The organism is Parafrankia sp. FMc2 (assembly GCF_041008525.1).
Classification (GTDB): domain Bacteria; phylum Actinomycetota; class Actinomycetes; order Frankiales; family Frankiaceae; genus Parafrankia.
The window spans coordinates 1-11,068 of record NZ_JBFLUG010000188.1; the positions used below are offsets into that span (position 1 = coordinate 1).

At 68.6% G+C, this 11,068-nt stretch carries 10 protein-coding genes and 2 pseudogenes; 6 read left to right on the plus strand and 6 right to left on the minus strand.

The window, feature by feature from the left end; all coding sequences use genetic code 11:
• Positions 1-202: 202 nt before the first annotated feature.
• The 3 genes and pseudogenes from AB1460_RS33065 to AB1460_RS33075 form a co-directional block, all read right to left on the minus strand.
• Positions 203-1,000 (minus strand): annotated as a pseudogene (locus AB1460_RS33065) (IS701 family transposase); the annotation flags it as partial.
• 228 nt (positions 1,001-1,228) lie between these two features.
• On the minus strand, positions 1,229-1,813 hold the full coding sequence (locus AB1460_RS33070; protein WP_368966150.1) for a DUF2889 domain-containing protein: 585 nt from the start codon (positions 1,811-1,813) through the stop codon (positions 1,229-1,231).
• A 54-nt stretch (positions 1,814-1,867) separates the two neighbouring features.
• Positions 1,868-4,105, minus strand: a complete 2,238-nt coding sequence (locus AB1460_RS33075) for an acyl-CoA dehydrogenase (protein ID WP_368966151.1) — start codon at positions 4,103-4,105, stop codon at positions 1,868-1,870.
• Positions 4,106-4,241: 136 nt separating this feature from the next.
• Here AB1460_RS33075 and AB1460_RS33080 point away from each other — a divergent pair, with 136 nt between their 5' ends.
• Both AB1460_RS33080 and AB1460_RS33085 read left to right on the plus strand, forming a co-directional pair.
• Positions 4,242-4,529 (plus strand): acyl-CoA thioesterase, encoded by a 288-nt coding sequence (locus tag AB1460_RS33080; RefSeq protein ID WP_420497433.1) that lies wholly within the window; start codon positions 4,242-4,244, stop codon positions 4,527-4,529.
• A 330-nt stretch (positions 4,530-4,859) separates the two neighbouring features.
• Positions 4,860-5,144, plus strand: coding sequence for an AMP-binding enzyme (locus tag AB1460_RS33085; RefSeq protein ID WP_368966153.1), 285 nt, complete (start codon positions 4,860-4,862; stop codon positions 5,142-5,144).
• Here AB1460_RS33085 and AB1460_RS33090 read toward each other — a convergent pair.
• From AB1460_RS33090 to AB1460_RS33100, 3 genes and pseudogenes are all read right to left on the minus strand, one after another.
• Positions 5,135-5,443 carry a hypothetical protein gene (locus AB1460_RS33090; protein ID WP_368966161.1) on the minus strand — a complete coding sequence of 103 codons (309 nt, stop codon included), beginning with the start codon at positions 5,441-5,443 and terminating at the stop codon, positions 5,135-5,137. The two genes, AB1460_RS33085 and AB1460_RS33090, sit on opposite strands and share 10 nt — an antisense overlap.
• A 144-nt stretch (positions 5,444-5,587) precedes the next feature.
• On the minus strand, positions 5,588-5,875 hold the full coding sequence (locus AB1460_RS33095; protein WP_368966163.1) for a hypothetical protein: 288 nt from the start codon (positions 5,873-5,875) through the stop codon (positions 5,588-5,590).
• 16 nt (positions 5,876-5,891) lie between these two features.
• A pseudogene (locus AB1460_RS33100) lies at positions 5,892-6,077 on the minus strand (transposase family protein); the annotation flags it as partial.
• Between AB1460_RS33100 and AB1460_RS33105 the strand changes: the two are divergent.
• The 4 genes from AB1460_RS33105 (at position 6,042) to AB1460_RS33120 (ending at position 10,859) form a co-directional block, all read left to right on the plus strand.
• Positions 6,042-6,197: a hypothetical protein gene (locus AB1460_RS33105; RefSeq protein ID WP_368966165.1), complete on the plus strand. Its 156-nt coding sequence runs from the start codon at positions 6,042-6,044 to the stop codon at positions 6,195-6,197. The pseudogene AB1460_RS33100 and the gene AB1460_RS33105 sit on opposite strands and share 36 nt — an antisense overlap.
• 279 nt (positions 6,198-6,476) lie before the next feature.
• Complete coding sequence (locus AB1460_RS33110; protein WP_368966160.1) at positions 6,477-7,595, plus strand: acyl-CoA dehydrogenase family protein; 1,119 nt, start codon at positions 6,477-6,479, stop codon at positions 7,593-7,595.
• Positions 7,596-7,620: 25 nt separating this feature from the next.
• A complete protein-coding gene (locus tag AB1460_RS33115; protein WP_368966155.1) occupies positions 7,621-8,763 on the plus strand; it encodes an acyl-CoA dehydrogenase family protein in 1,143 nt (380 codons plus the stop codon).
• Positions 8,763-10,859: an acyl-CoA dehydrogenase gene (locus AB1460_RS33120; RefSeq protein ID WP_368966157.1), complete on the plus strand. Its 2,097-nt coding sequence runs from the start codon at positions 8,763-8,765 to the stop codon at positions 10,857-10,859. Before AB1460_RS33115 ends, AB1460_RS33120 begins: the two co-directional genes overlap by 1 nt.
• Positions 10,860-11,068 lie beyond the last annotated feature (209 nt).

Genomic DNA, 11,068 nt, shown 5'->3' on the forward strand with positions numbered 1-11,068 from the left:
CAGGTTTACCGTCGGCCACGACACCCCGGCCAAGGTGACTACCTCTTTCTTCGGGCGCCCCTCCGCGCACCAGAGAACAATCCGCGCGCGGGTCGCCACATTCGCCGGAACACCCGGATCATTGATCGGCGCCTCGAGTTCCGCCCTCTTCTCCGCCTCCAGCTCCATCCCATCATTCTATGCTTTAAAGCAGACGGAATCACGGGACACTAGCGCCGTCACCGGCAGACAGATTCTGCCATTCCTGCTCGCTGACCTCGTCGGCAAGGACGCGGGCGTGGACCTGGGTGAGCACGTGGCTGCCGGTGGCGCCGACGAGTGGTTCGTTGCTCTTCACCGCCAGGACGTGGCCGATTCCCTTGGTTTCCAGCCACATCCGCAGGTGTCGATCCGAGCCGTACACCTCGTCGGCGGTCACCCAGCGGGCCGGGACGTCAGCGGCCAGCGCGCGGGCGAGCATCGTCTTCGCGAGCTGCGGTTTCGTCGAGAACGTGACCTCCTTGCTGATCCCGGCTTCGTGGCGTCGGGCATCATCGTCGATCCAGGATTTCGGGAGGTAGAGTTCCCGGTCGAGAAACGATCGGCCCGCTGCCGTTACGTAGGTAAGGAACACGCCGATCTGACAGTTCTCGATGCGGCCTGCTGTTCCCGAGTACTGCCGGGACACTCCCGCAGATTTCGTTCCCTTCTTCAAAAACCCTGTCTCGTCAACGACCAGCACACCATCCGGGGCTCCTATGTTCTCTGTAACATAGCTGCGGATATCGTCGCGTACACCGTCGACGTCCCACGCGGCCGAGTTCAGTAGCCGCTGCATCCCGTCCGGTGTCATCTCACCGGCCTGTTCCGCCAACTGCCAGCTGTTCTTCCGTTCCACCGGTCCCAGCAGACCGCGCACGTACTCCAATGCCCGTTTCCGTGGCTCCGCACGATCGAACCGGTTCCCGATTTTACAGTGCAGATCCTCTAAATTCTTTAGCCATTTCCCTGGATCGGTGATGCAAGTATCATCTGCCACCCGAGAAGAATGACCGAGGAAGGCCCCCACTTTCCTCCCGACACGCCAAGTGCGGCTGTAGTACTAAACGACAAGCTAGAGCCGCCACCCGTGAATGGATACGTTCCGTTCTGTGGGGGCCCGAGGGTGAAATCCCCTCGGGCTACCCGGCGACTTGAGCTGCACGGCGAAGTGGGGGAGCTCGGATGTGTTCCCAGCTCCCCACTTCCGTCAGTGCGAACCGTTCCGGAAGTGCGCCACGGGCGGGATGGGCCGGTCGACCGAACCGGGCACCCACCCGGCCTCGATCTTAAGCGGGCCGGCCCCGTCGGCGGCCCATACGTGACAGGTGCCCAGAGGCAGCGGCGGCGGGCCGGCGGACTCCGGGGACTTCCCGCGGCGGGTGTGCGCGAGTTGCTCGGTCGCGGTGCGCACGACCGCCGGGCCCATCGCACGGGCCAGCTCGCCCAGGTGCGAGCAACCCGATGCGCCACCGAGCCGTTGCCGTAGCTCGCGGGTGAACCCGCGCGCCACGGAAAGCCCTTCCAGTCGGGCGAAAGCGGGCGCGATCAGCGGGCATTCGGTATGCGGGAAGGCGGTCATGTCCGCCTCCGCGGCCGTGATCACGAGTCCCGCCAGGCGCACGGTGAGCGCGAGCGTCATGTCATGGATCCGCTGCTGCCCTGGCGCGGCCCGCGGGATCTGATCGGTCAGCCTGCCGACGACGGTGACATGCCCGTTGTCGGCAGGGTAGGAGTCCATGATGATGCTGCGCCGGTGCGCAGCGCCTTCGGGCGGTGGTGGAACCTCGATCACGCTTCGCTCCTCACTTGAACGGATGGCAGGCGGCGATGCCTGCGCCGGCCGCCGTCATCGCGGCATTCCCAGCACTCGCTCGGCGAGGATGTTGCGCATGATCTGGGTCGTGCCACCAGCGATGGTGGCGGACCGTGAGCTCAGGAAATCCAGCTGGGCCGGGCGAGCGGCGCTGCCGCTGATGCCGTCCAGACCAAGCGCGGCCAGATGCGTGTCGCCGACAGCCTGCATCGCCAGGCTCCACGCGTGCTTGATCACCGAATGCTCCGCGCCCGGCGCGCCGCCCGCGGCGATCCGGCCGAGCGCGCGTTGCCCGAGCAGGCCCAGCAGGCGGCATTCCACGAGCCGGTCGGTCAACGCCATCCGGATGCCCTCGTCCAGTTCCCGGCTGGCCAGCTCGGCCACGACGTCGTGCACCGCCTGCTCGAGCCGGCTCGCCATCATGATCACGCCAGCACGCTCGAAGCCGAGCGTGGTCATGGTGACCTTCCAGCCCTCGTGCAAGGGGCCGAGCAGAGCGTCGCGAGGGACGCGCACATCGTCGAAGAACAGCTCGGCGAACCCGCCCTCGCCGGTGATCTGCGTGATGGGGCGCCGGGTGATGCCCGGGGTGTCCAGCGGGACCAGCAAAGCGGAGATCCCCTTGTGCGCCTCGGCTTCGGGATCGGTGCGCACCAGCAGCAGGCAGTAGTCGGCCTCCATGCCCTCCGAAATCCAGATCTTCTGACCGTTGATGACGAACTCCTCGCCCTCGAGCACGGCGCGGGTGCGCAGGCTGGCCAGGTCGCTGCCCGAGCCGGGTTCGGAGAATCCCTGGCACCACACGGTTTCCCCGGACTGGATGTCCCGCAGATACCGCTGCTGCTCCGGCGTGCCGTACCGCATCAGGGTCGGCGCGACGTTGCTGACACCGAGTACTCCCGCCAGGAGGGGTGCACGCCATTCGGCCAGCACCCGGTCGCACGCGACCTGGTCGACGATGCCAAGGCCGCGTCCGCCGAACTCAGCCGGCCACTGTGGAGCGATCCAGCCGACGCTGTGCAGGGTGCGCTGCCAGTCAAGTCGCGCGGTGAACGAATCGTCCTCGCCCCACTTGTCGCGGTGCGCGGGCAGCAGGCGTTCCAGGTGCGCGGCCAGCTCGGCGGCGGGGCTGCCCGGAGCGGGCGCGCATCGGGTGTGGACCGCCGGGTTCGACGTGGGATCCAGCCGCCGCCGGTGGGCCGCGCTGCCCCCGAAGAGGGGAGCGGCGGCAACGGCGCGCCGGCAGTACAGGTGCGCCTCGTGCTCCCACGTGAAGCCGATGCCGCCCAGGATCTGGATGTAGCCTGCGGTGACTTTCGACGCCACAGTGGTCGTCTCCTGCAGCGCGAGCGCGAGGGCGTCCTCGAGTTCCGTCACGGGGGCTCCGTCATCGAGCAGGCCGGTCAGGTGCCGGGCGGCCGCGCGGGCCAGCTCGACATCGGTGAGCATGTCGGCGCAACTGTGCTTGATCGCCTGGAACGAGCCGATCGGACGGCCGAACTGGGTGCGGTCCCCCGCGTAGGCCACCGCCGCGGTCAGGCAGTGACCCGCGACGCCGACCAGCTCGCTCGCCAGCGCCGCGCCCGCCGTGACGACACCGCGCCGCACGGCCTCGACCGCGCTGCGGCCACGTGTGAGCACGGTAGCGGGCGCCGAGTCAAGGATGAGGGTGCCCAAGGGGCGCAACAGGTCCAGCCCCTCGGTCCGGGTCATCGTGGCACCGTCCGCGCCGGCGGCGACGGCAACCAGTAGCGGCCCCTCCGCGCTCTCGGCGAGCACCAGGATGCGGTTGGCCTCGGGCGAGAACACCAGGTCGGCCCGTCCGGACACACGCGTGGCCCCGTCGCCAAGCTCGGCCTGGAAGCCACCGCGGAAGCCGTGCTCGGTCCACGCCACGGTCGGCACGACCGTGCCCGCGCAGATGCCGCCGAGCAACGCTGTGGCGTCCTCGCCGTCGAGCCGGTCGAGCGTGCCGATCGCGCCGGCCACGGCGATGGCGGGCGTGGGCGCGAGCACCGCGCCGGTGGCTTCGAGTGCCACCGCCAGGTCGCCCCACCCGCCGCCAGAGCCGCCCCGGTCCTCCGCGACGGGGAGCCCGGCTACGCCGAGTTCGGCCAGTCCACGCCACAGCCCCACCTCGCTGACCGCGCCCGGGTCACCGGCCTGCTTGCGGGCCGAATCCGCGGCCCATCGCTTCGCGAGTAGCCGTGTCACAGCGTCGGCCAATGCCTGCTGATCCTCGGTGTCCGCCACGGCGACGTTGCTCGGCATGTGTGGATCACGGTCCTTCCCTTGATGCGCCCCAGTTCGAAATATCTAAACAGTCGTGGCGCCTTGCGTCGGGCCTCTTGGTTTGTCTATTCAGCATACTAGACCAAAGAGCTAACTCAATGTACTGTTCCCTGTCATGGCATTGTTGCCGCAGCGCACGGCCGGGACCGTGTCGGTGCTCGACCTGCTCGCGCTGGAGCGGATCGAGCGGGACCTCTACCGTGCACCGCTGGTCGTGGACGAGCCGCTGCCCCTCTACGGAGGGCAGATCGCGGCGCAGGCGCTCAACGCGGCGGGGCTGACCGTGCCCGCGGAGCGGGTCCCGCATTCCCTGCACGGCTACTTCCTGCGGCCGGGCGTGAGCACCGAGCCGACGGTCTACCGCGTGGAGCGGGACCGTGACGGCTGGTCGTACTCCGCGTGACGGGTGGCGGCGGTGCAGAACGGCATGCCCATTTTCACCCTTTCCGCGTCGGCGACTACGGGATGACCGAGGTGCCGATGATCTGCGTCGCCTCTCCCCAGGACAGTGCGGAGCAGCTCGCCGAGACCGAGGGCCGACCGATTCTCGGCAATCAGGTCCGCATCGCCGACGGTACGCGTTGCTGCCGCCAGGCCAGGACGGCGAGATCCAGGTGAAGGGTGCGGCGGTATTCACCACGGATGGCTGGTTCCGGACAGGGGATATGGGGCACGTGCGGCCCGATGGGCACGTGGAGGTCACGGGGCGGCTCAAGGATGTGATCATCCGGCTGTGGCCGAGGCCGCGGTGATCGGGCTGCCCGACGCCGAGCGGGGGGAACGGGTGTGTGCCGTGCGCACCTTGCATGCCGGTACCGCGCATCCGTCGCTGGCAGATGTGGTCGCCTACCTTCGCGACAGCGGTCGCATGCCACAGAAACTGCTCGAACAGCTGGAGATCGTCGATGAACTGCCCCGCAATGGGCTGGGCAAGACGTCAAGGAGATCTCGGCCACCAGCCGCAGCAACCCCTCACGTCCGATTGTCGGCCCCTGATCGGGTTCTTGGCTACTCATAGGTGCAGTCTGATGAGCGGATGTCGACCGACCAGTGGCCGCGGATCCAGGCGGCCAGTTCGGCCGGTAGGGCGTCCTGGGCGGGCAGGGTGCAGATCGCGTAGACGATCTCACGTCGCTGGCGGCGCTTGCCGTCGGTCTTTTTGCTGTTCGTGGTGATCGGGCGAGGGCTGCGGGTGACCTGGATGGCCTGGGTGGCGTGCGGGGAACCCGAGTCCGGCCGGGCCGGTGACGGCTTTGAGGGTGCGTGTCTCGATCCGGCCATGGCCGCGGCCGGTGGTGGTGTGTCCGACCGGGACATCGGTCCACGGCAGGGCTTTCAACCGGGCAGGCAGGGTGGGCTGGTTGCGTTTCACCGTGACCAACAGGTGCGCTCCCCGGGTGTGGGGGTAGTCGGCGTGCGCGGTCTGCGCGTGCATCGCGTCGACGGCGATCAGGACGTCGGTCAGGTCGGGATCTGGTCCAAAACCGTGGAGAACAAAGGGATTTCGTTGGTCTTCTCGTCGACGTCGACCTGCGCCAGGGCCACACCGCGGGCATGGTCGAGGACACCGAGCAGGTGCACCTGGCGGCTGCCGTGCCGGGTGGCGCGCATCGCCTTGCCGTCCACCGCCAGCACCCACCGTGCCCGGCGGTGACGCCCCGCCGGCTGGCGCCCGGCGGCGTCGACGCCCCGCCCGCCGTGCCCGGACCCAGGCTCCGACCACCCTTTCCAGTGCTGCCTGGTCGACACGGGTCAGCACCCGCCAGATCGTCGCTGGCCCCGGGACCCGCCCGGCCACCCCGAGACTGGCGCGGTCGTCCGCGGACAGGTCGGCGGCCCACTCCCCGATCGCCGCGAACGACCGGGCACCGCTGAGCATCGCGCACACCGCGATCGCCAGGATCCCCGCGAACCGGTGACGCACCCCGCGCCGTCGACGCGGGTCCGGCACCTGCGCGAGAGCTTCCAGCAACCCGATCCGGTCACCGTCGGTGAGCAGGTCCGGTTGGCTGATCCGATCCGGGACCTGCCCGGCGAACTGCCCGACCACGGCGGCGATAGGAGAAGATGACATCGGCGGGCACGGCCTTCCCTTGGCGAACATGAAGCGTCGAGAACTCCATGATCGACAATGGGGTCGTGTCCGCCCTCCTTCTCTCTTCGGCGTGTCGCCGGCATCCGCCCAGGTCAGGCCACGCTTCCGCCGCAGCCCGAAACGATCAAGACGGCCTGTCGACTACGAAATGGCCCTGGCGCTATGACAGGGCTGACAGTGGCTCGGTCGCCAACTTTCCCCTATACTGATTAATTATCTAATTGATTTTGCGATCGAGGAGTCCGAGTGCGAGGCGTGCTGACCGAGGAGCAGGCATACCTGCGCAAGACCGTGCGGGAACTACTCGCCGATCATGCGGCACGCACGACTGTGCCCGAGCAGGCAGTCGCCGATCATGACCGTGAACTGTGGTCGCTGATGGCCCAGCAGGTCGGACTGCACGGGCTCGCCATCCCCGAGCGCTTCGGAGGTGCGGGTTGCGGGCCGGTGGAGCTCGCTGTGGTGTTCGAGGAGATGGGGGCGGTGCTGCTGTCCGCACCGTTCTTCGCGAGTGTCGGACTGGCGGCGAACGCGATTTTGGCCAGCGGCGATGAGGATGCGAGTGCCGACTACCTGCCCCGGATCGCCACCGGGGAGCGCATCGGCACGCTCGCGCTCACCGAGGACGGCGGACGGTGGGCCGAAGCGGATGTTCAGCTCGCCGCCACTCGCACGGACGGCTGGCGGTTGTCCGGGCGCAAGACCTACGTCGTCGACGGCTGCGCCGCCGATTTCCTCGTGGTCGCCGCAAGGACCGACGTCGGCGTGAGCCTCTTCCTCGTCGAGTCGGATGCCAGTGGCCTGGATCGGGTGCCGGTCGAAGCTCTCGACCCGACGCGTCAGTTCGCGACGGTCACGTTTGACGGGACGCCCGCACGCCTGCTCGGCGAGCAGGGCTCGGGCTGGACGGCATTGTCGAGCACTCTCGACCTTGGTGCGATCTTCCTCGCGAGTGAACAGGTCGGCGCGGCACAGCGCTGCCTGGACATGGCGGTCGACTACGCCAAGACCAGGGTGCAGTTCGGTAAGCCGATCGGTAGTTTCCAGGCGATCAAGCACAAGTGTGCGGACCTGCTGGTATCGATCGAGCTTGCCCGCTCGGCGGCGCTGTTCGCGGCGGAGGCCGCGGCTGAGGGCAGTTCCGAGACGCCGGTGCTCGCGAGTCTGGCGAAGGCGGTTTGCTCGGAGAGTTTCGTCCGCTGCGCCACCGAGAACATCCAGATTCACGGCGGGATCGGTTTCACCTGGGAACATCCCGCGCACCTGTACTTCAAACGGGCCCGTGCCAGCGAGGTGCTGCTCGGCTCGCCCGGTTACCACCGGCGATTGCTGGCGGCCAGGGGCGCCAGTGGGCTGCCAGTGGGATCAGTGTGATCACCGAATCAGCGGAGGGTGGCCGATGCGCCGCAGCATCTTCACCGATGAACACGGCCAGTTCCGCGCGACGGCGCGCGCCTTCTTCGAGCGGGAATGCGCGCCCTACACCGAGCAGTGGGAACGCGAGGGCAAGGTCAGCCGGGAGGCGTGGCGGAAGGCCGGCGAGGCCGGGCTGCTGGGCTGGGAGGCGCCCGAGGAGTACGGCGGCCTGGGAATCAAGGACTACCGGTTCAATGCGATCGTTAGCGACGAGATGTTCGGCACCGGTGCCGTGGGCATCGGACTGGGCGTGCAGAACGACATCCTGGCTTCCTACCTGGTCGGGCTGACCACGGAGGAGCAGAAGAAGCGCTGGCTGCCGGGGTTCACCAGCGGGAAGATCGTCACCTCGATCGCGATGTCCGAGCCGGCCGCGGGGTCGGACGTCGCGGGCATCAAGACGACGGCCCGCCGCGAGGGCGAGGTTTACGTCGTCAACGGTCAGAAGACTTTCATCAGTAATGGGTTGCTCTCCGACCTGGTGCTGGTCGCGGCGAAGACGGATCTGGAGGCCGGGCGCAAGGGGATCAGCCTGATCGCGGTCGAGGCGACACGGCCGGGATTCTCCCGTGGGCGCAAGCTCGACAAGATCGGGCAGTGGTCCGCTGACACCGCGGAACTGTTCTTCGACAACGTCGAGGTGCCGGTGCAGAACCTGGTGGGTGAGGAGAACCGGGGCTTCTACCACCTGATGCACAACCTGCCCGCAGAACGGCTGGGCATCGCCACCTACGCGGTCGCGACGGCACGGCGGGCCTTCGACCTCACGACCGAGTACGTGTCCGAGCGCAAGGCGTTCGGCCAGCCCATTGGGAAGTTCCAGGTCAACCGCCACTTCCTGGCCGAGATGAAGACCAAGCTGGACGTCGCGCAGGTCTACCTCGACCAGTGCATCATGGCCGCCAACGCCGGTGAGCTGACCCCGCAGGAGGCGGCCGGCCTGAAGTGGTGGACCACCGAGGTGCAGTGGGAGATCCTCGACCGCTGTCTGCAGCTGCACGGGGGCTACGGCTACATGAACGAGTACGAGATCGCGCGGCTGTGGCGGGATTCCCGGGTGCAGCGGCTCTACGGTGGCACCACGGAGATCATGAAGGATCTCATCGGCCGCTCGATGGGGTTCTGATGGGACTGCCGATCACCGAAGAGCATCTGGCGCTTGCCGCGTCCGTGCGGGACGTGCTGAGCGACCGGGATGCGCTTGGCGCGGCCAGGACGGCTCTCGACAACGATGCCCCGGGCACGCCGGCGTTCTGGAAGGACGTCGTCCACCTGGGCTGGCTCGGCCTGCCGGTCAACGAGGACTACGGCGGACAGGGGTTCGGGTTGCCCGAACTCGCCGTGGTCACCGAGGAGCTCGGCCGGGTTGTCGTCCCAGGCGCGTTCCTGCCCACCGCGCTGGCGATCGCCACGCTCCAGCTCGCCGCTTCCCGGGAGGACCGGGCCGTGCTGCTGCCGGAGCTGTGCGGCGGCGGGGTCACCGCGGCCGTCGGGCTGCACGGGGATCTGCGTCACGACGGCGGCGCCGTGACCGGTGACGCGGGCCCGGTGTTCGGCGGTGCCGGGGCCGAGGTACTGTTGCTGGCCGTGGACGACGACCTCGTCGTGGTCCACCCCGGGCCGCAAACCACGCTGACGCCGACCCGGGATCTCGACCTGACCCGGCGGGGGACCCAGGTGACGTGCGACGGGGCCGTGGCGGAGGCGGTCCTGCCCGGAGCACGGCGCACGGCACTCGTGCTGGCCCGGCTTCTCGCCGCGGCCGAAGCGGCCGGCGGTGCGCGTGCGTGCACGGAACGCGCTGTGGCCTACGCGCAGGAACGCGTGCAGTTCGGCCGCCCGGTCGGCAGCTTCCAGGCGGTCAAGCACCTCTGTGCCGAGATGCTTGTCGATGCCGAACTTGCCACCGCGGCAGCGTGGGACGCCGCCCGCGCCGGGGTCGACGGCCCCGAGGCCGAGCTTGCCGGGGAAGTCGCACTGGGCGCTTTCGTGCGGGTCACCGAGCGCGACATCCAGGTGCACGGCGGAATTGGCTTCACGTGGGAGCACGACGCGCATCTCTACTTGCGCCGTGCCCTGACACTTCGCGGTGCGTTCGGTGAGATCGCGGAGCTCACGGCGGCGGGTGTGCGCCGCAAGCCCGCACTCGAACTGCCACCCGAGGCCGAGGACTACCGCGAGGGCGTCCGGGCGTTCGCGGAGAGTTACCGGCAGGCGCCCGAGAACGAGCGCCGGTCGCTGTTCGTACGCTCGGGCTACGCCTTCCCACACTGGCCGCAGCCCTACGGCCGCGGCGCAGGACCGGTGGAACAGCTGGTCGTCGAGCAGGAACTCGTCGGCGCGCGCAAACCCGAACTCGGCATCGGCAGCTGGATCCTGCCGACGTTGCTCCGGCATGGCACCGCCGAACAGGTCGAGCGCTGGCTGTGGCCCAGCCTGGAGGGTGAGCTGACCTGGTGCCAGCTGTTCAGCGAACCGGGCGCGGGCTCGGATGCCGCGGCGATCAGCACCCGCGCGAAGCGGACCGACGGGGGCTGGGTCGTCACCGGCCAGAAGGTGTGGACCAGCGCCGCCGAAACCTGCAACCGCGGCCTCGCCACGGTGCGCACCGATTCGGACGCGCCCAAACACGCCGGGATCACCGCGCTGGTGATCGACATGAGCGCACCGGGCGTGACCGTGCGGCCGTTGCGTGAGATCACCGGTGAGGCGTCGTTCAACGAAGTGTTCTTCGACGAGGTGTTCGTGCCGGATGCAAATGTGGTCGGCGACGTCAACGCGGGCTGGACGGCCGCCCGCGCGACCCTGGGCAACGAGCGGGTCAGCATCGGCACCGGTGAGCACGAGTTCGTGCCGATCACCCGCGCGTTCGACGCCTTTCCGGACGACTCCGGCCTGCGCCGTGACATCGGGCGGCTCGTGGCGGAACGCCAGGCGATGTGGCTGCTCAGTTTCCGCAACGCCGCTAGGGCCGTCGCCGGTGGCGACCCCGGCCCGGAGGGCAACATCACCAAGCTGCTCTCCGGTGAGCACCAGCAACGCGTCGCCGACCTGCTGATGCGGATCGGTGGCCCGGCAGCCGCGCTCGCCGGCGACCCGGCGCTGCACCACGGCGTGCTGTTCGTGCGGGCGCTGACCATCGCCGGCGGGACGTCCGAGGTCGTGCGCAACCAGATCGCCGAGCGTGTCCTGGGTCTGCCCCGCAAACAGGTCCGCAACTAGTGTCCCGTGATTCCGTTTGCTTTAAAGCAAAGAATGATGGGATGGAGCTGGAGGCGGAGAAGAGGGCGGAACTCGAGGCGCTGATCAATGATCCGGGTGTTCCGGCGAATGTGGCGACCCGCGCGCGGATTGTTCTCTGGTGCGCGGAGGGGCGCCCGAAGAAAGAGGTAGTCACCTTGGCCGGGGTGTCGTGGCCGACGGTAAACCTG